The following is a 23,633-nucleotide window of genomic DNA, read 5'->3' as shown; positions in this document are numbered from 1 at the left end:
AACAGTGTTTGTCGGGTCGGGGGCGGGTCAGAGCAGTTCGGCGACGAGCAGGACCGCCGTCGTCATGGGCCAGATGGCGCTCGCGGGCGGGTCGATGTGGGTGTCGCCGCGTATCAGCCACAGGCGGGAGAAGCCCTCGCCGACCAGCGCCGTGAGCAGACCGGCCAGGGCGCCCAGCAGGACCGTCACCGCGTCGCCGCCGACCTGGCCCGTGAACGCCCCGGCCGCCACGCCGCTGACGAGCGTGATGTGGTGCGTCGCCGGGACGTTCAGCCCGGAGGCGAGGAACAGCAGCGAGACCGCCGAGACGCCGAAGCCCAGGTACGTGACGCCGGGCGCGTCCGGGTAGGCGTTCAGCAGGACCACGGACGACCAGGCCGACATGCCGCCGACGAACAGGCCGAGCGTCGCCGCCATGAGTGGCTGCTGCTGGTAGGCCAGCCACACGTGCTTGTCGGTGGGCAGGAAGCGGCGGGCGCCCGTCAGTCCCTCGGAGTGCGGCCCGATGACGCCGCTGCGGCCGAACACCAGCCGCGCCACCAGCGCGGACGCCACGACGGTGAGGGCCACCGTGTCGGTGTGGTCGCCGAAGCCGGGTATCTCCAGCGCCGCCCGCTGCCCGAGCAGGCCGAGGACGCCGAAGACCGCGCCGACCAGCAGCACGTCAGGCCGCGACAGGCTCACCAGCGGCGTCACGATGTCACGCCCGTCGGCGATCCTGCCGCGCCGCTTCGCGTACGCCAGGGCGGCGACGCCGCCGGCGAAGGCTATGTGCGGCCCGAAGAACGGCCCGAAGGCCACGTTGTCGAGGAACGCGGTGCCGCCGCCGCCGATGAGCACGGCGACCCCGACGAGCACCGCGAAACCGGTGAAGACGAAGGCGACGAGCGCTCCGAGCGTCGCGCCGAGGAAGCCGCCCGCGGCGGCGCCGAGCAGGTCGAGCACGTCGATGTGCATGATCCGTAGCCCTTCAGGGATGGGCGGGCGCTTCGGTCAGAGGCCGAGCTTCCCGGGGTTGAGGATGTCCGCCGGGTCGAGCGCGGCCTTGAGCTTGCGCAGCACGAGGTGGCCCGAGCCGAGGGAACGGCGGGTGTAGGGCGAGCGGGCGAGGCCGCCGCCGTGGTGGTGGGACAGTTCGGCGCCGTGCCGGAGGCAGACGTCCATCGCCGTGGCCCAGACGGTCTCCAGGCGGGCGATGGCCTCGGCGTCCGTCGGGGCCTGGCCGAAGAGGATCAGGTACATGGAGGTGCCCTGCGTGTACACGTGCGAGAAGTGCGCGAGCACCTCGTCCGCGTACGGGGCCAGGGCCTCCTTCAGCGCGGTGTGCAGCGCCTCGATGCCGCTCCACAGGTGGGCGACCTCGATGGTCTCCGCGTAGCCGCCCTCGGTCGCGAGCCGCCGCTCGACGGCCGAGAAGTCGAAGCGGCGCCCGAGCCACCCCTCCGCGCCCGCCGGGCCCAGGTCGGTGCCGCCGTGCCGCAGCGCCAGCTCGTGCAGCGTCTCGGCCTCGGCGCGCGCCATGCGGTCCACGCCCCGGCTGCCCGTGAACAGCACCGGGGAGCCGAACGACGGGTCGGCCATCGCGTGCCGGGCCTCGTCGGTGTCGTAGAAGCGCACGAGGAACGGGCGCAGGCCGAGCGCCGCCTGCTCCCGCATGAACGCCAGACCGGCCGCGACGGACGGCATGGCGTACGTGCGCACGAGCTGCGTCCGCGCGACGGGGAACACCTTCAGCGTCACGGACGTGATCACGCCGAGGGTGCCCTCGGAGCCGAGGAAGACCTGCCGCAGGTCGGGGCCCATGGCGGCGCGGGGCGAGGCGCCGAGCGCGACGGTCTCGCCGGTCGCCAGGACCACGGTGAAGCCGGTCACCAGGTCCTCGATGCCGCCGTAGAACGACGAGAACTGGCCGGTCGCGAGGGTGGCGAGCCAGCCGCCGACCGTCGAGCGGTACAGGGACTGCGGCGAGTGGCCCAGGGTGAGGCCGCGCGCGGCGAGGGCGTCCTCCAGCGCGCCGCCGTTGACGGACGCGGAGGCGGTGACGGTCAGGTCCCGTTCGTCCACCTCCCAGGTCGCGGGCAGGCCGGTGACGTCCAGCACGATCCCGCCGCGCACCGGCAGCGGCTGCCCGGTGACGGACGACGCGAGGGCGCGCACGGTGACGGGGACGCCCGCCTCGGTGGCGAGCGCCAGGACCCCGGCGATCTCCTCGGCGGACGTGACGCGCACCAGGACGTCGGCCTGGTGCGGGTGGCGTCCGGCGCGGGCCCACTTGGTCGCCAGCGGCCAGGTGTCGTGGCTGGTCGCCGCCAGGTCCCCGGCGCCGGTGCGCACGGCACCTGCCCCGAGAAGCGACGTGAGGCGGTCAACAACGACGGAAGCTTCGGCGGACACGCGATTCCTCGTTTTCGTGCGGCGGACTGCTCTGGTTCTGGCCTTGCTCTCGAATACTCCATTCGTGGAGTACTCCACTGCCGGACTATTACACCGCGCCCGACCCGTGTCAACGCCCCCGCCGCCCGCGCGGCAGACTGGGGGCCATGGAGAACGAGCGGGACAGCGGCGGCCCGGCCCTCGGCACGGCGCTCCAGCCCGCCGTGCGCCGCATCGTCACCGACGCGCTCGCGCGCGGCGCCGGGGCCACGCTGCCCACCAACGCGGAGTACCTCGCCGCCCACGGCTTCGGCGCGGGCACCATCCAGCGCGCCCTGAACCTGCTGCGGGAGCGCGGCGCGCTGACCATCACCTCCCACGGGCACCGGGGGCGTTCCGTCGGCGCCATCGACGTCGGGCAGGCGTGGCAGGCGGCGGGGCTCGCGCCCGTACGGCTGCTGCTGCCGCCGAGCGGCCCGGCGGAGATCGACGTGCTGGAGCAGGCGATGGCCGAGGGGCTGACGGACCTCGGCATCCCGCACACCGTGCACCACCGGGGCGGCGGCGCGGGGCGGCTGCGGTCGGTGACGGGCGGGGAGCACGACGTGGCGCTGGTGTCGGGGGGCGTGGGGCTGCCCGTACGCGTGGTCGGGCCCGCGCGGGTACTCGGGCCCGGGACGTACTACGCGCCGGGGCGGCTCGTCGTCGTCCGGCGCGCGGCGGCGCTGGACCGTACGCCGGTGCGGATCGCGATCGACAGCGGGTCGCCGGACCATGTGGCGCTGACGCGGGCGGAGTTCCCGCCGGACAGCGGGGTGACGTACCGGGAGACGCCGTTCCCGTCCGTCCCGGCGGCGGTGCTGCGGGACGAGGTGGACGCCGGGATCTGGCACATCCAGCGGTCCGTCATCCCACTGGACCTGGCCGGACTCGCCACCCGACAGCCGCGCAGCGCCGCGAGCCTGACGGCGTGGCAGCACCTGTCGTCGGCCGTCCTGGTCGGCTGGTCGGGCCGCCCCGAACTGACGGCTGTCCTCGGCGCGTTGCCCCTGGACGACGTGGCACCCGCCCAACTCGCGGCGGTGGCGGCCGAGGAGGCGGCGGGGGAACGCGACTCGTAACCGGTACCGGCGGGCCGTACGGCGGAGGGTGAACTGGAGCGCCCACCGGAGAGCAGCTACGCGCGCGAGCTGTCCCGCCCCGGCTCCACCGCGTCGTCGCCGGACACCGCACGCCAGAATCCGCGCACCACGCCGAGCGCGGCGTCGAGCCGGGGAGGGGTGTCGGTGAGGCCCTCGGCCAGTCCCGGGTAGGTATCGGCCCAGCTCGGCGGCGGTTCCGGAAGCACGGCGGGCACCTCGTGCGTCGCCCGCACGGCGAACACATGCCGTACGGCTTCGCCCACGGACGTGTCCGCGGCCAGGCCGCTCTCGATGAGGAGTACCAGGTCCACCAGATCCTTGACCCTGGTGTTGGGCCGGTCACCGTAGTCGCGGGTCAGGGCGTGCAGCTTCTCGGCGAAGTGCTGGCGGCGGTCCACCACCTCGATGTCCCGGGAAGGAGTGCCGGCGAAGCCCAGGGTGTTGGGCAGTGGAAGCCTCTCGGTGAGGGCGGTCTCCTCTCCCCGTGCGACGACATCGACGCGTACGGTCGCGAATACCCTTCCGGCGAGTCGGGACTCGACGGAGAAACGCCAGCCGCCCCGCCCCGCCGTGTCCGCCCTGAGCTCGACCGGAGGCGACACCTGGAACAGGAAGCCGTCCTTGTCCTCGTCCACCGCGAGCGCCTCGACGAGGAGTTCACGCACCGCCGGGCCGTCGAGCCCCGCACCGTCCCGACGGGCGGCGAGGTCCATGTCCTTGGTCGTGCGGGCTCTGCCACGCAGCCGGAACTCCATCACCGCTCCGCCCTTGAGCACCCAGCCCGCCGCCGGGTCGGCGGAGAGGCGGGCCGCGACCCGGTCGAAGACGACGAGACGGCGCCGCCTGGCCAGGTCCGTCCCGGTGTCCGCCGCCTGCTGCTTGAGCCGGGCCTCCAAGGCCCGCCGGAGCGCGGTGGCGTCACGACAACGCTCGGTCACCGCGTCTCCTGGAGCGCCCACCCGACACCGAGTTCCGCTCGCGCGCCCAGCCGCTGAGCCGCGTGCAGGAGACCTCGCGGGGTGGCCAGCCCCCGGTCCAGGGCATCGGCGACGGCCGAGTCCACCACGTCCTGGTCCATCTGCGCGGCCGCGCACTCGACGATCGCCCGTACCGGTGTCGTCACGCGGTAGCCGCCGCGCTCCTCGGTCTCGTCCTGGGGGAGTTCGGCCCGGTGCAGGATCACCGCGTCGCCCTTCTGCCGGAAGCCGGGAGGGACCGTGAGATGGATCTGTGCGGGATTGGCCGTGCCCAGGTCGTGGACGGACAGGGCTGTGATGTGGGAGACGGTGGCGCGCCCCTTGCTCCACAGGAACCAGCGGACCAGATGATCGTCCTCACCGCCGGGCAGGACGTCGAACTCGCGGAAGCGGTAGACACCACGGTCGACGGCCGTCCAGTTGCCGCGCTGGGCGTGGTATCGCTGAGCTTGATAGGAGTACCCGGCTTCAAGGGCCTGAGCCGCCGTGAAGTAACCACGCTGCCCGGCGGCGATCCGCCACAGGGCAGCCCTGGTGTCCGTCCGATCCCCGCGCACCTGCCCACCCTAACAGGGATAACTAAAACTTAATTTTAGTAACGCGCCACTCATCAACATCAAACTGAAGTTTTCTTTTACTTACAGGGAGCGTCCTGGTCGGCTGGACGGTCCGCGCGGCGGTGGCGGGCCGGTGTCGCGTGCCGCAGGTGCGCGAGGACGTCGAAGAGGAGCGCCGAGTTCAGCGCAGGAGTGCGGCCAGCAGGTCCGTGCCGAGTGCCGTCACTGCGGGCAGGTCGAGGGTGTGGTGGAGGTAGCGGCCGTCGCGGCGTGCCGTGATGAGACCGGCGCGGCGCAGGACGGCGAGGTGCCGGGACACCTCGGGCGCCGACAGCTCCCACGAGTGGGCCAGCTCCCCCGTGGTGTGCGGGCCGCGCGCCAGCGTGCGCAGCAGCCGCAGCCGTACGGGGTGCGCCAGCGCCTCAAGGCGCCGCGTCACCGTGTCGAGCGACACCGGCTCGGCCGCCTCGTCCGGCACGGGGTACTGCACCACGGGCCGCCACCCCGGCGCGTGGACCACGACCAGGTGCGGGCTGCCGAAGACGCTCGGGAGGAACGTGACGCCGGTGCCGTCCGCGGAGGCCGTCTTGTCCTGGACCTTGTCGATGACGAGGTGGTCGCCGCCGGGCGCGAGGGTGATCGCGCGGGAGACGGAGGCGAGGGCCGCGGCCGGGCCCTGGCGGCGCAGCAGGTCGTTCTTCAGCCGCAGGTCGGCGGCGAGCCGGGCGGCGGCGCCCGTCCAGGCGGCGTCGAAGAAGGCGTCGGCGCACTGTTCGAGGGTGCGGCGCACGCGCGCCCGTACGGCGGCCGGGTCTGTGAGGAGCCGTTCCGCGAAGGCCTGCTGGAGCGCGCCGCGGGCCTGGGCGAGGTCCAGGGCGCGTTCGCGCGCCGCCGCGTCGGTGAGCGGGGAGGGCGTGCCGAAGCGGACCCGGTTGCTGCCGCAGGTGGTGATGAGCGCGGCGGTGACGTAGGCCTCGTCGTCGATCCGGTCCACGTCGTCCAGTTCCCCGGCGAGGGTCGGCCGGGGCCGGGCGGGGACCAGGAAGTCGGCGCGCGACGAGCGCCAGAGGAACTCGGCCTCCCGCAGCCGTTCGGCCAGTTCGGGCGGCAGCCCGGCCCAGACGCCCGCGGCCCAGGCGGCGAGGCGCGGGTGGTGCGCGGGCTCGGCGAGGACGTGCAGCATCGCGGTCAGCTCGGCGAGCGGGGAGGCGGCGAACCGCAGCCACCCGGCCCGCGGGCCGCCGATGTCGATCCTGAGCGTCACCCCACCAGCATCGCCGACCGCGCGGGCGGGGGCGACGCCGGTTGACGGGATGCGTCAACCGGCGTGCCCGTCCGGGCGGGCGGGGCGCACCGTCGGCACATGCCCACCTCGACCAGGACCCTCCTCCGCGCCTCCGGCGGACCCCGCTACGCCACGGCCCTCGTCGTGGACGCGCTCGGCACCGGCCTGCTGCGCCCGTTCCTGCTGCTGTACGGGGTGCTGGTGCTCGGCCTGTCCGGGCCCGTCACCGGCGCGGCGATGACGGGCGGCATCGTCGCCGGCCTGCTGTGCATGCCCGCCGTCGGCAGGTGGCTCGACAGGGGCGCCCGCAGCGCGGTCGTGGCCGCGTCGATGCTGGTACGGGTCCTGGGCGTGGTCCTGCTGCTGGCCGCGCCGGCGGGGCACGTCTGGCTGTTCGCGACGGCGGCGCTCTTCCTCGGCATCGGCAACCAGGCGTGGCCCGCCGCGCACGCGGCGCTCGTCGCCACCGTCGCGCACGGCCGGGAGCGCGACGCGGCGCTCGCGGCGGGCCGTGCCCTGCGCAACGCGGGCCTCGGCGTGGGCGCGCTGATCGCCACCGTCTGCCTGGCGGGCGGGGGCACGGCGCTGCGGGTGCTGGCGGTCGCGACGGGGCTGGCGTACCTGGCGGCGGCGGCCCTCGCGTTCTCGGTCCGCCTGCGGGCACGGCCCGCCCCCGCCGCGGGGGACGCCGCGGCGGAAGGGCCCGCGCCCCGGATCGGCGCGCTGCTGGCGGCCAACGTGGTCTACGTCTTCTGCCTCCAGGTCCCCGAGATCGCGCTGCCGCTGATCCTGGTGACGCAGCTGGACGCAACCCCGGTGTGGTCGGCGGCGATCTTCGTGGCGAACACGGTGCTCGTCGTCACCCTCCAGGTGCCGGTCACCGTCCTGATGTCCCGCTTCCCCCGGCGGGCGGTGCTGGTCCTCGCGGGCGCCGTGCTCACCGCGTCCTACCTCGGCTTCCTCGCCGCCGCCTCGCTCGGGCCCGGCTGGGGCCCGCCGACGGTCGCGGCGGTCTCCGTCGTCTGCACGCTCGGCGAGATCCTGTACGCGGGCAGCGCCACCGTGCTCGTCACCACGCTCGCGCCCGCGCACGCCATGGGGCGGCTCCTCGCCCGTTTCGAGATGTCCACGGGCTTCGGGCTCGCCGTCTCCCCGGCCGTCATCACCGCCCTGGCGCCGCGCGGTCCCGGCGCGCTGTGGGGCGGCCTTGCCGGGGCGACGCTGCTGTCCGCCGCCGCCGTCGCCGCCGGGCGGGATCAGCCGCGCGCGGCGAGGTGCGTCGCCAGCCAGGCGGGGAAGGCCAGCAGGTCCGGCAGCACCACGGACGTGCCGGCGGCGCGCAGTTCGGCCTCGTCGCAGGGGCCGGTGACGACCGACACCGACAGCGCCCCGGCCGCGTCGGCGGCCCGCACGTCGCCCACGTGATCGCCGACGTACACGCTCGCGCCGTACTCGCGCAGCGCCACCGCCTTGCCCTCCGCCCACAGGTCGCCGACCAGGACGTCGGGGCGCAGGCCGAGGTGGTCCATGTGCAGCCGCGCGTTGGGCGTGTGCTTGGCGGTGACGATCACGGTGCGCCCGCCGTGCGCGCGGACGGCGGCCATGGCGTCCTCGGCGCCGGGCAGCGGCAGGGTGCCCTCGATGGCGTGGGCCGGGTAGAGGGCGCGGTAGCGGGCGCTCATCTCGGTGACCAGCGCGGCCGGGAACCAGTGCGCCATCTCCTGCTCCACCGGCGGCCCGAGCCGGCTGACGACGAGGTCGGCGTCGATCACCGCGCCGGTCTCCGCCGCCAGCGCGACGTACGCCGCCCGGATGCCGGGCCGGGAGTCCACGAGCGTCATGTCCAGGTCGAAGCCGACGGTGAACGGGCGGGCCGGGAGGGAGGGAAGTGCCATGGGGCTATTCTGCCCCTGGCCCGCCCGTACACTTAGGTTCGCCTAACCTGGCCTGACCGCACGCCCGTTGAGCCCTGTGCCACCCGAGGACCGCCATGCCACAGCCCGCCACCGCGCCGCGTACGCGACGGCCGCCCTGGGGGCGGCTCGCGGCGGGCGGGGCGGCCGTCGGCGTCGCGGTCCTGCTCAGCCTGGCGCTCGGCGCCCGTTCCATACCGCCCGACGACGTGCTGCGCGCCCTCTTCGCGAGCGGCGGCGACGCGCACACCCCGGCCGCCGAGGTCGTCCGCGAACTGCGCCTGCCCCGTACCGTCATCGGCCTCATGGTGGGCGCCGCGCTCGGCATCGCCGGGGTCGTGATGCAAGGGCTGACGCGCAACCCGATCGCCGAGCCCGGCATCCTCGGCGTCAGCCAGGGCGCGGCGGTCGCCGTGGTCCTCGGCATCGCCTTCGCGGACGCGCACGCGCTGACGGAGTACGTGTGGTTCGCGTTCGCCGGGGCGGGCGCGGCGGCCGTGGGGGTGTACGCGGTGGCGGCGCGGGGGCGGGGCGGCGCGACGCCCGTCAAGCTGGCGCTGGCGGGGGCGGCGGTCAACGCGCTGCTGGCGTCCGTCGTCGCCGGGGTGCTGACGACGCGGGGCGCGGCGCTGGACGAGTTCCGCTTCTGGCAGGTCGGCTCGCTGACCGGCAGGGACGCCGAAGTGGCGGCGCGCATATGGCCGTTCCTGCTGGCCGGGCTGCTGCTGGTCGCCGCCGCCGCGCGGGGCATGGACGCGCTGGCGCTGGGCGACGACGTGGCGCGGGGCCTCGGGCAGAACGTGGCGCTGGTCCGCATCACCGGCGGTCTCGGGGCGGCCGTGCTGACGGGCGCGGGGGTCGCGGCGACGGGGCCGATAGCGTTCGTCGGCCTGGCCGTGCCGCACCTCGCGCGGGCGCTCGTCGGCGGCGCGCACCGGTGGCTGCTGCCGATGGCGGCGCTGCTCGGCCCGGTGGTGCTGCTGGTGTCGGACGTGGTGGGGCGGCTGCTGTTCCCGCCGTCGGAGGTCCCGGCCGGGGTGATGACGGCGCTGGTCGGCGTCCCGTTCCTGGTGGTGCTGGTGCGGCGGTCGGCGGTGTCGGCGTGACGACGGTCGAACGGGTGGTGCGCCCGGCCGGGTACGCGGTGGCACGCCGCCGCCGCGCCTCGTTCCTCCTCCACCGGCGCGCGGCGCTCGTCGCCCTGGTGCTGCTCGTCCTGCTGGCGGGCGCGTGCCTCGCGGCGCTGTGCCTCGGCGAGACGGCGGTGGCGCCGGGCGAGGCGCTGCGCGCCGTCCTCGGCCAGGAGTCGGACGCCGACTTCGTCGTGAACTTCCTGCGCCTGCCCCGCCTCACGCTCGCGCTGCTCGTCGGCGCCGCGCTCGGCGTCGCGGGCGCGCTGATCCAGGCCGTCGCCCGCAACCCGCTGGCCAGCCCCGACGTCATCGGCGTCACGCACGGCGCGGCCGCCCTCACCGTGACGGCGATGATGTACGGCGTCACGTCCGCCGCCGCCCTCCCCTGGCTGTCGGTGACGGGCGGCCTGCTCGCCGCCTGCCTGGTGTACGTCTTCGCGTGGCGCGGCGGCCTGCACGCGGGCCGTTTCGTCCTCATCGGCATCGGCTTCGCCATCGCGCTGCGCTCCGTCACCCAGCTGTTCCTGACCAAGGGCGACGTCCAGGTCGCGCAGCAGGCGACGGTGTGGATGACCGGCTCGTTCAACGGGCGCGGCTACGACCAGGCCAAGCCCCTCGCCCTGGCGCTGCTGCTCCTGCTGCCCGCCGTCCTGTGGGCGGCCCGCGCGCAGCGCACGGTGTCGCTCGACGACGACACGGCCACCGCCCTCGGCGTACGGCTCGGCGCGACCCGCCTCGGCCTCGCCACCGTCGGCGTCCTCCTCGCGGCGCTGGCCACGGGCGCGGCCGGGCCCGTGGACTTCGTCGCCCTCCTCGCGCCGCAGATCGCCCGCCGCCTCACCCGCACCGCCCAACTCCCGCTGCTGTGCTCGGCACTGGCCGGGGCCGTCATCACGGTGGCGGCGGACGTGCTGGCGCGCACGCTGTTCGCGCCGACCGAGCTGGCGGCCGGGGTCGTCACGGCGGCGGTGGGCGCCCCGTACCTGCTCTGGCTGATCGTCACGCACCGCACCGGAGGCCGCGCATGAACCCCACCTCCTCCCGGCTGGCCGCGCGGGACCTCACCCTCGCGTACGACGAGGGGGCACGCCCGGTCGTGGACGCCCTCACCGTGACGGCGATGATGTACGGCGTCACGTCCGCCGCCGCCCTCCCCTGGCTGTCGGTGACGGGCGGCCTGCTCGCCGCCTGCCTGGTGTACGTCTTCGCGTGGCGCGGCGGCCTGCACGCGGGCCGTTTCGTCCTCATCGGCATCGGCTTCGCCATCGCGCTGCGCTCCGTCACCCAGCTGTTCCTGACCAAGGGCGACGTCCAGGTCGCGCAGCAGGCGACGGTGTGGATGACCGGCTCGTTCAACGGGCGCGGCTACGACCAGGCCAAGCCCCTCGCCCTGGCGCTGCTGCTCCTGCTGCCCGCCGTCCTGTGGGCGGCCCGCGCGCAGCGCACGGTGTCGCTCGACGACGACACGGCCACCGCCCTCGGCGTACGGCTCGGCGCGACCCGCCTCGGCCTCGCCACCGTCGGCGTCCTCCTCGCGGCGCTGGCCACGGGCGCGGCCGGGCCCGTGGACTTCGTCGCCCTCCTCGCGCCGCAGATCGCCCGCCGCCTCACCCGCACCGCCCAACTCCCGCTGCTGTGCTCGGCACTGGCCGGGGCCGTCATCACGGTGGCGGCGGACGTGCTGGCGCGCACGCTGTTCGCGCCGACCGAGCTGGCGGCCGGGGTCGTCACGGCGGCGGTGGGCGCCCCGTACCTGCTCTGGCTGATCGTCACGCACCGCACCGGAGGCCGCGCATGAACCCCACCTCCTCCCGGCTGGCCGCGCGGGACCTCACCCTCGCGTACGACGAGGGGGCACGCCCGGTCGTGGACGCCCTCGATCTCGACATCCCGGACGGGCAGGTCACCGTCATCGTCGGGCCCAACGCGTGCGGCAAGTCCACGACGCTGCGCGCCCTCGGCCGGCTGCTGAAGCCGCGCGGCGGCGCCGTGCTGCTCGACGGCGCCGAGCTGTCGTCCCTGCCGACGCGCCGCATCGCCCAGGCGATCGGGCTGCTGCCGCAGTCGCCCGTCGCGCCGGAGGCGATCACCGTCGCCGACCTCGTCTCGCGCGGCCGCCAGCCGCACCAGCGCTGGTGGCAGCAGTGGTCGGAGGCGGACGAACGGGCGGTGACGGACGCGATGGCGCTCACCGATGTCACGGCGCTCGCCGGCCGGGTCGTGGACGAACTGTCGGGCGGGCAGCGGCAGCGCGTCTGGATCGCCATGGCCCTGGCCCAGGAGACCGAACTCCTGCTGCTCGACGAACCGACGACATACCTCGACATCGCGCACCAGGTCGAGGTGCTGAACCTCGTGCGCCACCTGTCGGGACGCACCGTCGTCACCGTCCTGCACGACCTCAACCAGGCCGCCCGGTACGCCGACCACCTCGTCGCGATGAAGGACGGCCGGATCGCGGCGCGCGGGCGCCCCGGCGACATCGTCACCGCCGAGCTGGTCCGCGACGTGTTCGGCCTCGAAGCGCTCGTCGTCCCCGACCCGGTGACGGGCTCCCCGCTCGTCGTACCGGCGGCTCCCACCCTGCCCACCGCACGCACCACACACACCGCACGAGAGGCACCCACCGCATGAAGCGCACCCGCCTGACCGTCCTGGCGGCCATGGCCCTGACCACCACGCTGGCCCTGACCGCCTGCGGCTCCGACTCGGACTCGGACTCCGACTCCGGCTCCGACTCGTCGGGGGGCGCGGGCGCGGTCACCGTCGACACGGCGATGGGCGAGGTCGAGGTCCCGGCGGACCCGCAGCGCGTCGTCGTCCTCGACACCGGCGAACTGGACACCACCCTCGCCCTCGGCATCACACCCGTCGGCGCGGCGGAGACCGACACCGGCACCATGGGCCTCTCCTACCTGCCGCAGGACCAGCTCGCGGACATCCAGAACATCGGCGTCGTCGGCCAGCCGAACCTGGAGGCCGTCAACGAGCTGGACCCGGACGTCATCATCGGCAGCAAGATCCGCGTCGAGCAGTTCTACGACGAGCTGTCCGCGATCGCCCCGACCGTCCTCACGGAGACGGTCGGCGCGCCGTGGAAGGAGAACTTCGCGCTGCACGCCCAGGCCCTCGGCCGCGCGGACGAGGCCCAGGCGGTCGTGGACGCCTACGACGAGCACGTCGCGCAGGTCACCGAGGCACTCGGCGGCGCGGAGGCGACGGCGGAGACCGAGGTCAGCATGCTCCGCTTCATCGAGGGCGCCAACACCCGCCTGTACGGCCGCGAGAACTTCATCGGCTCGATCCTGGCGGACGTCGGCCTCGGCCGCCCGGCCATCACCGACGAGGCCCCCGACGGCTTCGCGGTCGAGATCAGCCCCGAACAGGTGGACCAGGCGGACGCGGACGTCATCTACTACACGTCCTACGGCTCGGCCGACGCCTCGGGCGAGGAGGCCGCGGTGGGCGGCCCGCTGTGGGACGACCTGACGGCGGTCCGGAACGACCGCGCGTTCCCGGTGGACGACGACCTGTGGTTCCTGGGCATCGGCTACGAGGCGGCCGACCAGATCCTCACCGAACTCCAGGAGACCCTCGCCCCGACCGCCTGACCACGACACCTACGGGGGGCGGGCAGGTCACGGCGCGTTCCCGCGCGCGGCTTCCTCACGGAGCAGCCGCCGCATGACGGCCTGGGCCTCGCGCACACCCGCCTCCCCTCGGGCAACGCGGCACGGATGCCCGGAAGGGCGTTGGGCACCGCCACTTCCCGCCCGCGCACCCACGTCTTCATCGGCTCCCCCACGACACGGCCCTCTCCTCCCCGCTCAAGCCGGTGTACGGCCGACCATCAGCACCTTGATCGCGATACGAGGGCCGTCGATCTCGTAGGTCGCGCGGTGGTCACCGCCCCGGAGGCGCCGGATGGAAGTGCTGCCCAGCTTCGTACTCTCGGGGGGCTCAGGGTCGCTCGCCAGCGCATTGATCGCCTGAACGAACGGCCGTACCGCGTCACCATCCCGTCGTCGTAGCCGCTTCAGCCCGTCTGTCGCGGCTGTCTCCCAGATCAGCGTGTACCTCACCGGTCCACACCCCACGCATTCATCAGCACATCGATCTCGGCTTGGGCAACCGGATCGTGGCGGCTCGCGATACGCAACGAGACAGCTAGGTCAGCCACTTCGAGCAGCGCCTCACGGCTCTCCGCATCCGAAACACTGTCCACCACGGCCTGCGTCCACCACGCGTCGAGCAGGACTTCAAAGGTCCCGCCATCCCCCAGCCCCGACAGTTCCCGCTGGAAGGCAGCACGCCGCTCGGCACCCAGCGCGTTATTCACAGCCCCGACAGTCCGGGCGATGCCAGGCAGTACCCGGCCAAGCTGTTCCTCCGCCTCCCGTACGGCCCGTTCCCACACACTGTCCGCCATCGTCCACACCTTCCCCGCTACGCCGGTCGGGCCCATCCTTCGACGGCGACTCGACGTAAGCAAGGCCCAACCCCACGCACCGACACGAACGGGGGACAGCTCGCACTTTCATACGCACGACCAGCCGCCCACAACCACCTCCCGGTCGCCGGGGCCCGCGCGTTGCGATCCTCAGCCGTCTCGGAAGGCGGCTGCCACGCGAAGAGGTCACCGGCCGGACCAGGCGACGGGATGTTGCGATCCTCAGCCGTCTCGGAAGGCGGCTGCCACCCGTCGGGCCACCACCCCGACCAACTGACCAGCGAGAGTTGCGATCCTCAGCCGTCTCGGAAGGCGGCTGCCACCCCGAGCGCCCTACAGCGTCCACGATCACCGACGACGTTGCGATCCTCAGCCGTCTCGGAAGGCGGCTGCCACCGAGGTCCAGCGGTGGATGGCCTCCGGCGCCGACGAGTTGCGATCCTCAGCCGTCTCGGAAGGCGGCTGCCACCCACGGCCGGGGAGATCCTGGTCCCCGAGGACCTGGGTTGCGATCCTCAGCCGTCTCGGAAGGCGGCTGCCACCGGACGGGGCCGCTGATGGTGCCGATCGCGTGGGGGTGAGTTGCGATCCTCAGCCGTCTCGGAAGGCGGCTGCCACGGTGCACCTCGGCCTGCATGGCGCCCACCAGGTCCCGTTGCGATCCTCAGCCGTCTCGGAAGGCGGCTGCCACGGCTATTGACTGGCTCGTATTGCCCAACGTAGTCGGGCTGTGTGGCTGATGTGCGGGCGGAGTTGGGGTCAATCGGGCATATTCCTTCGGTGCGACTCGGGGATTCTTGCCACACTTGAGGTTCCGAAGCGCTGTCCGGCAGAGGTCGGCGTCATAGGAGGCGTAGCGTTCGGGGGGGTGATGGCCATGAAACCCTCACCCCCACCTGCTCGACCACAACACCGGTGGCGTCAGAACTCGTTCACCCCACTAGCCACGAGGCTGTCGGCCGATTCAGCTCCGAGTCACAGGGAGATCAGGCGGACAACCGTCACGGTCAGCACGGCGCCGGAGACGACATACCGCACGATTGCGCTCGCGACAGCGGCCTCCCGGCGGTCCCGGTCACCACCGACCGCAACGGAGCCGTGGCCGTAGGGGTCCTTGGCAATCGTCCGCTCCATGGCGGTCTCGAACTCCCCCCGGCGACGCATCTTGCTCAGCGCGCTGTCGGCGGGCGGCGCGTAAGTGATCCGGTACATCACAGGGCGTCCCTGCGCTCGGCCTCGTCTTGAAGCAGCCGCTGTTCGATGGCGTCGGCCTCCGCGTCAGGCACCGCCTCGAACATCCAGTGCCTCATGACGGCGTGGATCTCGTGGACACCCGCTTCCCCCACCGCCCGATCGAATTCCGCCCGGCGCTTCTCGGGCAACGCGGCGCGGATGTCCGGGATGCTGTTCGGCACCTCGACTTCCCGGCCATCCACCCACGTCTTCATCGGCTCCGCCACTATCCCGCCCTTTCCTCTCCACACGGCGCGGAGTAACACTCCACCCAACGCAATGCCTTTGGGCAAGTCACGCACAGGGCAGTGGATGGCTCGGACAACGGGGAGGACGGCAGTCCTCCGAGCAGGGCCGAAGGGCTTCGCGGCAGGCACAAGGTCGCCGTCCTCAGCCGTCCCGGAGGGTGGCTGCCACCGCTCTGTCCATGGACATCTTCGCGTGGACGAACCAGTTGCGATCCTCAGCCGTCCCGGAGGGTGGCTGCCACGACGGCGGCGGCCGGCCATCCGCGGGCGGTCCTGCGGTTGCGATCCTCAGCCGTCCCGGAGGGTGGCTGCCACCACCTCTCCCGGGCCGGTGCGGTCACGGTGATGGTGTTGCGATCCTCAGCCGTCCCGGAGGGTGGCTGCCACCACCTCTCCCGGGCCGGTGCGGTCACGGTGATGGTGTTGCGATCCTCAGCCGTCCCGGAGGGTGGCTGCCACGGCTGTTGATTAGCTCGTGTCGCCCAGCGTAGTCGGGACACGTGGCTGGTGTGCGGGCGGAGTTGGTGTCAATCGGGCATTTTCCTTCGGTGTGGCGCGGGGATTCTTGCCACACTTGAGGTTCCGAAGCAGTGTCCGGCGGGGTGTGGGGGCCTTGTCGTCGGCAGCGTAGCGCCTGAAGTTGATGGCGTGGGTCGTGAGGGTGTGGGCGCTCGGTTCCCGTGTGGTCATGGTGTTCCACGCAGTGTCGAGCGGCCTGCGTAGCGGGCCGTGTTGCCCAGCTCCTCCTCGATGCGGATCAGCTGGTTGTACTTCGCCGTGCGGTCCGAGCGGGAGAGGGAGCCGGTTTTGATCTGGCCGCAGTTGGTTGCCACTGCCAGGTCGGCGATCGTGGTGTCCTCCGTCTCGCCCGAGCGGTGTGACATGACGACCGACCAGCCCGCCTCGTGGGCCGTCGTCACGGCGGTCAGGGCCTCGGTCAGTGTGCCGATCTGGTTGACCTTGACCAGGACCGAGTTGCCGACGCCCGTGCGGATGCCCTCGCGCAGCAGGGTCTCGTTCGTGCAGAACACGTCGTCGCCGGTGAGCTGGCAGCGGTCGCCGACGCGGGTGGTGAGTTCGCGCCAGCCGTCCAGGTCGTCCTCCGCCATCGGGTCCTCGATCGCGACGATCGCGTACGCGTCGATGAGGCGGGCCAGGTGGTCGGCGTGCTCGGACGGGGTACGGCGTACGCCCTCGCCCGCGTAGTCGTACACCCCGTCGCGGAAGAACTCCGACGACGCCGGGTCCATGACGAGGGCGATGTCCGTGCCGGGGCGGTAGCCGGTGCGTTCGATGGCGGCCGTCACGAAGTCGAGCGCCTCCTCGGCCGTGCGCAGCGCGGGGGCGAAGCCGCCCTCGTCGCCGACGGCCGTGGAGTGCCCGGCGGCGTGCAGGTCGCGGCGCAGGGTGTGGAAGACCTCGCTGCCCATGCGGACGGCTTCGGCGAACGTGTCGGCGCCGACGGGCGCGATCATGAACTCCTGGAAGTCCAGCGGGTTGTCGGCGTGGGCGCCGCCGTTGACGATGTTCATCATCGGCAGCGGCAGCAGGTGGGCGTCCTCGCCGCCGAGGTACCGGTAGAGGGGCTGGCGGCGGGCGGCCGCCGCGGCCTTGGCGGCGGCGAGGGAGACGCCGAGGACCGCGTTCGCGCCGAGTCGGGACTTGGCGGGCGTGCCGTCGAGGGCGATCAGCGCCGCGTCGAGTCCCGCCTGGTCGGCCGCGTCACGGCCGCGTACGGCCGCCGCGATCTCCCCGTTGACGTGGGCCACCGCGCGGTCGACGCCCTTGCCGTGCCAGCGCGCCGGGTCGTCGTCGCGCAGTTCGACGGCCTCGCGGGTGCCGGTGGAGGCGCCGGAGGGGACGGCCGCGCGTCCGAGGGAGCCGTCCGCGAGGACGACGTCCACCTCGACCGTGGGGTTGCCCCGGCTGTCGATGATCCGGCGGGCGGTGACGGTCTCGATGAGGGCGTTGAGGGGGCCGGCTGGCTTCGCGGACATGGGACGTTCCTCCCGTTGTCGAGTGCCGTGCCCGGACTGCGGCAGCGCTGGCGCTGGGCCCGGCACCGCAGACTGTACAGCAAGACTGCGCAGTTTGGCTGTACAGCAATGCTGCGCGACTCAGGTGCGCCGCGGCGGCGGCCACGGATAAAGTGCCGTATGCCCACCCCGGAAGCCGCCGCCATCGCCGCAGACCTGCGCACCGCGATGGGCAAGCTCACCCGCCGCGTCAAGCACGAGGACCGCATCCCGCTCGGCCAGGTCGCCGTCCTCGGCGCGCTCGACCGCGACGGCGCCATGACCACCAGCGACCTCGCCGCCGACCAGCGCGTACGCCCCCAGTCGATGGCCAGGGCGGTGGGACTGCTCATGGAGCAGGGCCTGATCACCCGCCGCGCCCACCCCACGGACCGCCGCAAGTCCCTCGTCGAGCTGTCCGACGCGGGCCGGGCCGCCCTGGAGGCGGAACGCGGCCGCAGGGCCAGTTGGCTCGCCCAGGCCATCGAGTCCGAACTGACGGACGGGGAACGCGCGTTGCTCGCCAGGAGCGCCGCCCTGCTGGAACGCCTCGCCACGCGTTAGCGCGGGCGGGGGGCCGAGGTGAGTCCGCGTATGAGGTCGGCGACGCAGGCGGCCACGTCGCGGCCCGCCGTGTCCACCACCAGACGCTCGCGGTCCCACGGCTCGTACGCGCGGCCGACGATCGCCTCCCACGTCGGCAGCGCGAGATCGGGGATGTCCACGGTGCGGTGTTCGGCCCGGCGGCGGTGCTCGGCCGGGTCGGAGCAGACGATCTCCGCCTCCAGCACGGGCACACCGGCGCGCCCGGCGACGTCCCGCCACGCGTCGCGGGTGACGGCCAGGGGGTTGACGGACTCGGCGATCACCGTCAGCCCCTGCCGCAGATGCTCCTCGGCCAGGGCGTACGCGACGGCGTACCCGGCCGGGCCGAGGGGCTGGGCGGCCGGCCCGGAGCGGACGATGGCCTGCTCGATGGTGTCCACGCGCAGGTGGACGCCGCCGGTCCGGCGGGCGAGGGCCCGCGCCGGCGTCGTCTTCCCCGCCGCCGGGAGTCCGCAGATGATGACGAGCACGGCCCCATCGTGCCGCACCGGCCCGAGCGGCACGCCGCCGGACGCACCGTCGATGTCGTCGTACTGACCATGAACGACCGCGACGCCGGGTCCCGCGCCGCCCTGCGCGCCGCCCTGCGCGCCGTCCTCGCCCGGCGCGACGTGGACCTGCGCGTCGTCGTGGGCGGCAACGGCGTGGTCCCCGGCCACGTGCCGCGGGGCGCGCGGACCGTCTGCCTGCCGGAGGGGGCGGCCGTCGGCACGGGCGCGTCCGTCCTGTTCTTCGACAACGACGCGGCCCTTCCCGATCCCAGGACCGTGGCCCGCCTGGCCGAGGAGTCCGAACGCCGCCCCCGGGCCGCGTACGTGCAGCCGCGCGTCGCCGATCCGGTGACGGGAGGTGACGCTGCGGCGCTGGGTCCCCCGGCTGCGGGCGGGTGCGGCGGTGGGACCTCGGGCGGACCGGCTGGTACGCCGCCGGTGTCGAGATGCACCGTCCCGTGACGGACCCCGCCCGGCACGGGCCGTTCCACCGGCTGGTGGCGCGCAGGCGCGTCTGGGTCGCCTACCGGCGGCTGCCCGTGCCCCTCGTGCCGGTCCACCTGGCGGTGTGGCCGGGGATCAGCGTCTGGCGGTTCAGGTCGTCGGGCGCGCTCGGGGGCGGACACGGTGAGCGGCGGCCGATGTCGTGGCGCACGGAGTGGCGGCGGGGCCCTCGCCGTCCGGCTCCGCGCGTGAGCGCCCGGACGAGCCCTCCGTCCCGGGCCGCTCGCCGTGGACCGCCTCGGTCAGGCTCACGACGGCGACGCCGGGGGGCGAAGCGGATGTCGTCGGCCTCCGGCGTGGTGCGGACGTCCGAAGGTCTCCCACCCGGTGAAGCTGACGAGCACCAGGTCGGAGGTGTGCGGCGACGGCGGCACATCCGGGTCCGCGTCACGAGCTCGCGGATGCGCTTCTCGTCGGCGTCACGGCCGGGGTGGACGGCGTGCGTCGCGTCCATGGGGAGAACCTGGAAGCCGAAGCGAGGTCGAGGTCACCTCTTCCCCCGGCCGGCTCGCCTCGCGGGCGGTGAGCACCCACGGCGGTCAGCGTGCCCGGCGCTCCAGGCCGTCGAGGAGCGCGCGCAGGCCGAACGCGAAGGTGTCGTCGGGCGCGGCCGCGTAGCCGTTCGCCGCCGCCGTCTCCAGGCGGGCGCGCAGCCGGGGGTGGCGTGCCGCGATCTCCCGGGCCTCGGCCAGGGCCCGGCCGAACCGCTCGTCCGCGTCCGCCCCGCCGCCGAGCCGCCGGGTGAGGGAGGCGGTGGCGGCGGCACCGGCCGCGTTGCCGAGGACGTACGTGAAGACGGCGGCGGCGGCCCGGTCGGCCTCGGGACCGGCGAACCCGGCGGCCTCGTAGACGGCGAGGCTGTGCTCGTCGTGCCGCGCCTTGCCCTCCCCGGAGACGACGTGCGCGGCGAGGACCTGCACCAGCCAGGGGTGCCGGGTGAACATCCCGTACAGGTCGGTCGCCATGGCGGCGGCCGCCGCGCGCCAGCCGGACGCGCCGGGGTCGGGGAGCGTGAGGCGGCTCCACACGTGGTCGGTGGCGAGCACGACCAGGTCGTCCTTGTTCTTGACGTGCCAGTACACGGCCGTGGCGGCGGAGTCGAGCCGCTTGCCGAGGGCGCGCATGTTCAGCCCTTCGAGCCCTTCCGTGTCGAGGAGTTCGACGGCGGCGTGGACGATCCGGTCGCGGGTGAGCGTGTCGCGTGCCATGGGCCCACCCTACGAAGGGACTTGCACATTGTTCAAGTCGCGCAGTACGGTCGCCCCCGTCAGCGATTGAACAATGTTCAAGTCAGGGAGTCCGCCATGCATCTCCTCGCCGCCGTCGCGCAGTTGCTCGTCGCCGCCGCCTTCGTCAGCATCCCGCTGGTCCGCCACCGCTTCGGCCCCGCCGCGAAGGCCGCCGCCGAGGCCGAGCTGCGGCGGCAGGACGTCCGCCCCGAGGTGCTGGCGGAGAACGGGCTGCGGTTCGACGCCGGGGGCCACGAGACGGCGGCGCCGGTGGCCGTCGCCGCCGTGATGACGGCCACCGCCGCCCTGCACCTGGCGGCGGTCGGCCTGGCCACGCCGCTGACCTGGGTCTTCTCGTCCCTCGTGATCCTGATGAACCTGGCGATAGTCCACAGCAACCGCACCGCCGTCGCGTCCGTCGAGAAGGCCTTCCGCCGCAAGGGCGATCCGGAGCCGGCCCGCGTCGAGGTGGCGCCGTTCCTCCGGGCCGCCGAGGACGCGTTCCCCGGCTGGGTGCGGCTCCAGACTTACGTGCGCCACACGCTCGTCTTCCTCGGCTCCGCCGTCGCCCTGACCGCCGCGTCCCTGGCGGGCTGACGCCGAACGCCGGGGGACGCGACCGGGCGGGTGGTCAGGGAATCGCGCTGATCGCGCTGATCGCGCCACCCGACCGGCCGTCCGAGCCGCCCAGGCGTCAGCCCGGCGCCTCCGTGCGCAGCGACCACGGGCCCCGCGCCCGCACCAGATAGCAGCCGGGTCCGGGCCACGTGAAGGCCACCGTCTCCGGGCCTCTGCCCCGTACGAGCTGTGTGCCGTCCCGGAGGTCCGCGTCCAGCGCGAGCAGGGAGAAGTCGCCACCGCCCGCGTTGCGGAGTCCGGCCGCGCCCGGCTGCCCGGTGTGGCGGAACAGTTCGCAGGCGTGCCCCTCGTGGCGGAGGGGGAGGGTGGGGAGGGTGTCGAGCGGGCTCGACTCGACGGTCCAGGCCACCGCGTCCGTCTTCGCGAAGATCAGCTCGAAGCGGGCCCCGGCAGCCTCGCCCGCCCGGGGCAGCGGCAGGAACGCGTCGGCGGAATCGCTGGTTCCGCCGACGCGGTAGCGCCGTTCCGGTGCGCCGGGCGTCCGGACGACGACGGTGAGGACCGCCGCCGTCTCCGTGCGGACGCGCAGCGCGGCGGGCCGGTCGGGCACGGGGTAGTGGACGAATCCGCGCACGTTTCCACGGCCGGTGCGGGGTTCACCGGGCGGCCCTGACCCCGGCTTGGGCGCGCTGCGGCGTGCGAGAGGCAGGGGGCGCGGCGTTGGGCGTACGGGTGCGGGGGCGTGCGCCCGCGCGGGGGCGCGCACCTCGGGCGGCGGTGGTGCCGCCGGTCCGCGCGCGGCCTCGTCACCGAGGCGTACGGCGCAGGCGGTGCACACGGCTATGCCGCGGGGAGTGCCGTGCGCGGGCGCCCACGTGGTGTCGGTGGTGGAGGGTCCGTGCCGCGCGTCGAAGAAGCAGGGGGGCCTGCGGCTTGGCAGCGGACGGCCCGCGAGGCGCGCGTCGAGGCAGGCGAGGGCGTGACGCCCGGCGTCGACCGCGCGCAACGCGTCCCCGCTGTCGGGGTCCGCGTCGAAGGCGCGTTTGGCCTCGTCGTAGGCGTCGAGCGCGTGCCCGAGGTCGGCACGCATGTCGTCGGTCGCGCCAGGCTGTCCCGGTGCGAAGGGGTGCTCGTCGAGCGCGATGCCGAAGGCGGTGATCGCGGCGTCGACAGCGGCGAGTTCGGCGTCACTCCGGCGTGGCCCGGCCCCGGACGGCTGACGGAACACACGCGCCTCCTTCCCTCGGCTCCCCCACGACAACGGATCACCGGGACTCTATCCGGCGGGTGGCGGAGCCTGACGGCCGACGGCGCATCCCCCGCGCGGCCCGCGACCGCGAGACAGGAGGGGGCGCTGACCGAGCACTTTCCTTCGGCGCGACCCGTTGGATCTTCGCGACAGTCGGGGTTACCGGCGCTGTGTCGGGCACGGCGGACCGCGACAACGTGCGTGTCCTTCAGCCGATGCCGCTGAACGGCTGTGCTCGCGACGGAAACCGCACGTCCGGTGGTGGCGGCTGCCGTCCGCGCCGGGGAGGGGAAGTGCTGGCCGGAACGCGTCAGCAGGACCGTGAAGTCGCCCGTGCGGCGGCCGCCGCCGCGCCGGGGCGTGATCCCGGGCCGCTGGATGGCGTGGAGAGCGGTTCGCACCACGTCTTCGTCGGCCGCGACGTCGTCGTGAAGGTCATCGACGCCGCCGGGCATACGCGGCTCGGGCGGGAGGTCGCGCTCGCCTCCCACCTGCCCGCCGACGGCCTGCGCCGCCTCGGCGGGCGGGAGGTCCGCTACGCCTGCTACGCCCGCGTGCCGGGCAGCGCGCCCGGCACGGGACTGCCGGGCGTGGACGCCGTGACCGCGCGCCGGCTGGCGGAGGAGGCGGCCCGGCGCCTCGGCGACCTGCACGGCTGGACGCCCGGGGCGGAAGCGCGGGACGTACGCGAAGCACCCCTGGACCACGGCGGGTTCACCGGCCGGGACGCGCTGCTCGCCGAGATGGGGAAGCTCGCGGCCGACGACCGGGAACGGGCGCTGTCCCGCCGCCTGCTCGACGGCCCGACGGCGCTGCCGGAGCAGGCCCCGCCCCGCGCGGACCGCCATCGGGGGAACCGGCTGGTGCACGAAGGCCGCGTGACCGCCCTGCTCGACTTCGAGTGAGCCTCCTCGGCGAACTTGCCGACGACCGGCTGTTCGTCGCGCGCTTCGGCGGCCCCTACCAGCGGGCCGTGCTCGACGTCATCGCCCGCGCCACGGCGGCGGACCCGGAGGAGCTGCGGGCCGCTTGCGAGGTCCGTGAGGCCGCGCACCTCGTCTCCGGCCTGCGCGCCGCCCTCCACCTCGGCGAGGGCTCCGCCGACCCGCTCCGCGGCCTGGAGGCAGTCGTCCTCGACCGCCACCGGTGGCGCCCGGCGCGCCGAGCCCTGTGACGCGCACGTCGGCGGCCTCCTACATCACCTCGCGGGCCGTGGTGAGCAGCGCGGCGAGGGCGGGGTCCTCGGCGGCGACCTCTTCGAGCGCGGCGGTGAGGGTGGCGTCGTAGGTGCTGCGGGCCTCGCGGCAGCGGGTGCGGCCGGGGTCGGTGAGGACGGTGTACGCGCCGCGCTTGTCGTCGGGGCACAGGTCGCGGTACGTGTACCCGGCCGCGTTGAGGCGGCCGACCAGGCGGGTGACCGAACTCTGGTTGAGGCGCAGCTTGTCGGCGAGTTCCTGCATGCGCAGTTCGCTGTCGGGCGCCTGGTCGAGGAGGGCCAGTGCGCGGTACTCGGACAACCCGAGACCGTGACGGCGCTGGAGGGCGGTCGCCAACCGGCTCTCGACAAGGGTGTGCAGCCCGAGCAGCCGGTCCCACACCTGTGCGTCGTCCGCGACCTCACCACTTCTGACCTGCGCTGCCATCACTTC

At 74.1% G+C, this 23,633-nt stretch carries 25 protein-coding genes, 2 pseudogenes and 1 CRISPR repeat array; of the genes and pseudogenes, 12 read left to right on the top strand and 15 right to left on the bottom strand.

Annotated features, from left to right (window positions below):
- Positions 1-27 precede the first annotated feature (27 nt).
- Together ACL02R_RS10320 and ACL02R_RS10315 are read right to left on the bottom strand one after the other, a co-directional pair.
- Positions 28-957, bottom strand: coding sequence for a hypothetical protein (locus ACL02R_RS10320; RefSeq protein ID WP_412796546.1), 930 nt, complete (start codon positions 955-957; stop codon positions 28-30).
- A gap of 36 nt (positions 958-993) precedes the next feature.
- Entirely contained in the window at positions 994-2,334 is a 1,341-nt protein-coding gene (locus tag ACL02R_RS10315) for an FAD-binding oxidoreductase (RefSeq protein WP_412796545.1), read from the bottom strand.
- Between the two features lie 206 nt (positions 2,335-2,540).
- Between ACL02R_RS10315 and ACL02R_RS10310 the strand changes: the two genes are divergently transcribed.
- The gene (locus tag ACL02R_RS10310; RefSeq protein ID WP_412796544.1) at positions 2,541-3,494 is read left to right on the top strand and encodes a YhfZ family protein; all 954 of its coding nucleotides are present in this window, start codon (positions 2,541-2,543) and stop codon (positions 3,492-3,494) included.
- Between the two features lie 56 nt (positions 3,495-3,550).
- Here ACL02R_RS10310 and ACL02R_RS10305 read toward each other — a convergent pair whose 3' ends face one another.
- The 3 genes from ACL02R_RS10305 to ACL02R_RS10295 form a co-directional block, all read right to left on the bottom strand.
- Positions 3,551-4,453 carry a nucleotidyl transferase AbiEii/AbiGii toxin family protein gene (locus ACL02R_RS10305; RefSeq protein ID WP_412796543.1) on the bottom strand — a complete coding sequence of 301 codons (903 nt, stop codon included), beginning with the start codon at positions 4,451-4,453 and terminating at the stop codon, positions 3,551-3,553.
- On the bottom strand, positions 4,450-5,049 hold the full coding sequence (locus ACL02R_RS10300) for a type IV toxin-antitoxin system AbiEi family antitoxin domain-containing protein (protein ID WP_412796542.1): 600 nt from the start codon (positions 5,047-5,049) through the stop codon (positions 4,450-4,452). The genes ACL02R_RS10305 and ACL02R_RS10300 overlap by 4 nt, the downstream gene beginning before the upstream one ends.
- Positions 5,050-5,230: 181 nt before the next feature.
- Complete coding sequence (locus ACL02R_RS10295; RefSeq protein ID WP_412796541.1) at positions 5,231-6,313, bottom strand: DUF5937 family protein; 1,083 nt, start codon at positions 6,311-6,313, stop codon at positions 5,231-5,233.
- Positions 6,314-6,412: 99 nt separating this feature from the next.
- On the opposite strand from ACL02R_RS10295, the pseudogene ACL02R_RS10290 reads away from it, so the two are divergent.
- Positions 6,413-7,594, top strand: a pseudogene (locus tag ACL02R_RS10290) (MFS transporter); the annotation flags it as partial.
- Here ACL02R_RS10290 and ACL02R_RS10285 read toward each other — a convergent pair.
- Positions 7,591-8,229, bottom strand: coding sequence for an HAD family hydrolase (locus ACL02R_RS10285; protein ID WP_412796540.1), 639 nt, complete (start codon positions 8,227-8,229; stop codon positions 7,591-7,593). The pseudogene ACL02R_RS10290 and the gene ACL02R_RS10285 sit on opposite strands and share 4 nt — an antisense overlap.
- 95 nt (positions 8,230-8,324) lie before the next feature.
- On the opposite strand from ACL02R_RS10285, the gene ACL02R_RS10280 reads away from it, so the two are divergent.
- The 5 genes and pseudogenes from ACL02R_RS10280 to ACL02R_RS10260 all read left to right on the top strand — a co-directional run bounded on the left by ACL02R_RS10280 (position 8,325) and on the right by ACL02R_RS10260 (position 12,991).
- Complete coding sequence (locus ACL02R_RS10280) at positions 8,325-9,353, top strand: FecCD family ABC transporter permease (protein ID WP_412796539.1); 1,029 nt, start codon at positions 8,325-8,327, stop codon at positions 9,351-9,353.
- Positions 9,350-10,408 carry a FecCD family ABC transporter permease gene (locus tag ACL02R_RS10275; protein WP_412796538.1) on the top strand — a complete coding sequence of 353 codons (1,059 nt, stop codon included), beginning with the start codon at positions 9,350-9,352 and terminating at the stop codon, positions 10,406-10,408. Before ACL02R_RS10280 ends, ACL02R_RS10275 begins: the two co-directional genes overlap by 4 nt.
- A 71-nt stretch (positions 10,409-10,479) precedes the next feature.
- Positions 10,480-11,178: pseudogene (locus tag ACL02R_RS10270) on the top strand (FecCD family ABC transporter permease); the annotation flags it as partial.
- On the top strand, positions 11,175-12,014 hold the full coding sequence (locus ACL02R_RS10265) for an ABC transporter ATP-binding protein (RefSeq protein WP_412796537.1): 840 nt from the start codon (positions 11,175-11,177) through the stop codon (positions 12,012-12,014). The pseudogene ACL02R_RS10270 and the gene ACL02R_RS10265, both read left to right, overlap by 4 nt.
- A complete protein-coding gene (locus ACL02R_RS10260; RefSeq protein ID WP_412796536.1) occupies positions 12,011-12,991 on the top strand; it encodes an ABC transporter substrate-binding protein in 981 nt (326 codons plus the stop codon). Before ACL02R_RS10265 ends, ACL02R_RS10260 begins: the two co-directional genes overlap by 4 nt.
- Before the next feature lie 216 nt (positions 12,992-13,207).
- Here the strand turns inward: ACL02R_RS10260 and ACL02R_RS10255 are convergent, their stop codons facing one another.
- The 5 genes from ACL02R_RS10255 to eno all read right to left on the bottom strand — a co-directional run bounded on the left by ACL02R_RS10255 (position 13,208) and on the right by eno (position 17,308).
- Positions 13,208-13,462: a type II toxin-antitoxin system RelE family toxin gene (locus ACL02R_RS10255; RefSeq protein WP_412796535.1), complete on the bottom strand. Its 255-nt coding sequence runs from the start codon at positions 13,460-13,462 to the stop codon at positions 13,208-13,210.
- On the bottom strand, positions 13,459-13,809 hold the full coding sequence (locus tag ACL02R_RS10250; RefSeq protein ID WP_412796534.1) for a hypothetical protein: 351 nt from the start codon (positions 13,807-13,809) through the stop codon (positions 13,459-13,461). Before ACL02R_RS10250 ends, ACL02R_RS10255 begins: the two co-directional genes overlap by 4 nt.
- Before the next feature lie 161 nt (positions 13,810-13,970).
- A CRISPR array of direct repeats spans positions 13,971-14,522; the repeat unit is 38 nt; unit sequence GTTGCGATCCTCAGCCGTCTCGGAAGGCGGCTGCCACC.
- Between the two features lie 283 nt (positions 14,523-14,805).
- Positions 14,806-15,042 (bottom strand): hypothetical protein, encoded by a 237-nt coding sequence (locus ACL02R_RS10245; RefSeq protein ID WP_412796619.1) that lies wholly within the window; start codon positions 15,040-15,042, stop codon positions 14,806-14,808.
- Positions 15,042-15,290 (bottom strand): hypothetical protein, encoded by a 249-nt coding sequence (locus ACL02R_RS10240; protein WP_412796533.1) that lies wholly within the window; start codon positions 15,288-15,290, stop codon positions 15,042-15,044. Before ACL02R_RS10240 ends, ACL02R_RS10245 begins: the two co-directional genes overlap by 1 nt.
- Before the next feature lie 707 nt (positions 15,291-15,997).
- Positions 15,998-17,308: a phosphopyruvate hydratase gene (eno, locus tag ACL02R_RS10235; RefSeq protein ID WP_412796532.1), complete on the bottom strand. Its 1,311-nt coding sequence runs from the start codon at positions 17,306-17,308 to the stop codon at positions 15,998-16,000.
- Positions 17,309-17,467: 159 nt separating this feature from the next.
- Between eno and ACL02R_RS10230 the strand changes: the two genes are divergently transcribed.
- Positions 17,468-17,890, top strand: coding sequence for a MarR family winged helix-turn-helix transcriptional regulator (locus tag ACL02R_RS10230; protein WP_412796531.1), 423 nt, complete (start codon positions 17,468-17,470; stop codon positions 17,888-17,890).
- Here the strand turns inward: ACL02R_RS10230 and ACL02R_RS10225 are convergent.
- On the bottom strand, positions 17,887-18,402 hold the full coding sequence (locus ACL02R_RS10225) for an AAA family ATPase (protein ID WP_412796530.1): 516 nt from the start codon (positions 18,400-18,402) through the stop codon (positions 17,887-17,889). The genes ACL02R_RS10230 and ACL02R_RS10225 overlap by 4 nt on opposite strands.
- A gap of 9 nt (positions 18,403-18,411) precedes the next feature.
- Here ACL02R_RS10225 and ACL02R_RS10220 point away from each other — a divergent pair, with 9 nt between their 5' ends.
- The gene (locus ACL02R_RS10220) at positions 18,412-18,885 is read left to right on the top strand and encodes a hypothetical protein (protein ID WP_412796529.1); all 474 of its coding nucleotides are present in this window, start codon (positions 18,412-18,414) and stop codon (positions 18,883-18,885) included.
- A 581-nt stretch (positions 18,886-19,466) separates the two neighbouring features.
- On the opposite strand, the gene ACL02R_RS10215 is transcribed toward ACL02R_RS10220, so the two are convergent.
- On the bottom strand, positions 19,467-20,135 hold the full coding sequence (locus ACL02R_RS10215; RefSeq protein ID WP_412796528.1) for a TetR/AcrR family transcriptional regulator C-terminal domain-containing protein: 669 nt from the start codon (positions 20,133-20,135) through the stop codon (positions 19,467-19,469).
- Positions 20,136-20,231: 96 nt separating this feature from the next.
- Between ACL02R_RS10215 and ACL02R_RS10210 the strand changes: the two genes are divergently transcribed.
- Positions 20,232-20,753, top strand: a complete 522-nt coding sequence (locus ACL02R_RS10210; protein ID WP_412796527.1) for a hypothetical protein — start codon at positions 20,232-20,234, stop codon at positions 20,751-20,753.
- Between the two features lie 97 nt (positions 20,754-20,850).
- Here the strand turns inward: ACL02R_RS10210 and ACL02R_RS10205 are convergent, their stop codons facing one another.
- A complete protein-coding gene (locus ACL02R_RS10205; RefSeq protein WP_412796526.1) occupies positions 20,851-21,963 on the bottom strand; it encodes a hypothetical protein in 1,113 nt (370 codons plus the stop codon).
- Between the two features lie 314 nt (positions 21,964-22,277).
- On the opposite strand from ACL02R_RS10205, the gene ACL02R_RS10200 reads away from it, so the two are divergent.
- Entirely contained in the window at positions 22,278-22,889 is a 612-nt protein-coding gene (locus ACL02R_RS10200; protein ID WP_412796525.1) for a hypothetical protein, read from the top strand.
- Entirely contained in the window at positions 22,886-23,158 is a 273-nt protein-coding gene (locus ACL02R_RS10195; RefSeq protein ID WP_412796524.1) for a hypothetical protein, read from the top strand. The genes ACL02R_RS10200 and ACL02R_RS10195 overlap by 4 nt, the downstream gene beginning before the upstream one ends.
- A gap of 19 nt (positions 23,159-23,177) precedes the next feature.
- On the opposite strand, the gene ACL02R_RS10190 is transcribed toward ACL02R_RS10195, so the two are convergent.
- Positions 23,178-23,627, bottom strand: a complete 450-nt coding sequence (locus ACL02R_RS10190) for a MarR family winged helix-turn-helix transcriptional regulator (RefSeq protein WP_412796523.1) — start codon at positions 23,625-23,627, stop codon at positions 23,178-23,180.
- Positions 23,628-23,633: the final 6 nt, after the last annotated feature.

Origin of the sequence: Streptomyces sp. MS19 (assembly GCF_047200595.1) — a bacterium.
Lineage (GTDB): Bacteria > Actinomycetota > Actinomycetes > Streptomycetales > Streptomycetaceae > Streptomyces.
This window is presented reverse-complemented; position numbering and strand designations above follow the sequence as displayed.

Excerpts from the sequence above, each read along its gene's own strand:
- ACL02R_RS10210 (WP_412796527.1), top strand. The coding sequence starts at position 20,232 with ATGCATCTCCTCGCCGCCGTCGCGCAGTTGCTCGTCGCCGCCGCCTTC.
- ACL02R_RS10265 (WP_412796537.1), top strand. The coding sequence starts at position 11,175 with ATGAACCCCACCTCCTCCCGGCTGGCCGCGCGGGACCTCACCCTCGCG.
- ACL02R_RS10215 (WP_412796528.1), bottom strand. The coding sequence starts at position 20,135 with ATGGCACGCGACACGCTCACCCGCGACCGGATCGTCCACGCCGCCGTC.
- ACL02R_RS10250 (WP_412796534.1), bottom strand. The coding sequence starts at position 13,809 with ATGGCGGACAGTGTGTGGGAACGGGCCGTACGGGAGGCGGAGGAACAG.
- ACL02R_RS10320 (WP_412796546.1), bottom strand. The coding sequence starts at position 957 with ATGCACATCGACGTGCTCGACCTGCTCGGCGCCGCCGCGGGCGGCTTC.
- ACL02R_RS10245 (WP_412796619.1), bottom strand. The coding sequence starts at position 15,042 with ATGTACCGGATCACTTACGCGCCGCCCGCCGACAGCGCGCTGAGCAAG.
- ACL02R_RS10190 (WP_412796523.1), bottom strand. The coding sequence starts at position 23,627 with ATGGCAGCGCAGGTCAGAAGTGGTGAGGTCGCGGACGACGCACAGGTG.
- ACL02R_RS10230 (WP_412796531.1), top strand. The coding sequence starts at position 17,468 with ATGCCCACCCCGGAAGCCGCCGCCATCGCCGCAGACCTGCGCACCGCG.
- eno (WP_412796532.1), bottom strand. The coding sequence starts at position 17,308 with ATGTCCGCGAAGCCAGCCGGCCCCCTCAACGCCCTCATCGAGACCGTC.
- ACL02R_RS10280 (WP_412796539.1), top strand. The coding sequence starts at position 8,325 with ATGCCACAGCCCGCCACCGCGCCGCGTACGCGACGGCCGCCCTGGGGG.
- ACL02R_RS10260 (WP_412796536.1), top strand. The coding sequence starts at position 12,011 with ATGAAGCGCACCCGCCTGACCGTCCTGGCGGCCATGGCCCTGACCACC.
- ACL02R_RS10285 (WP_412796540.1), bottom strand. The coding sequence starts at position 8,229 with ATGGCACTTCCCTCCCTCCCGGCCCGCCCGTTCACCGTCGGCTTCGAC.
- ACL02R_RS10310 (WP_412796544.1), top strand. The coding sequence starts at position 2,541 with ATGGAGAACGAGCGGGACAGCGGCGGCCCGGCCCTCGGCACGGCGCTC.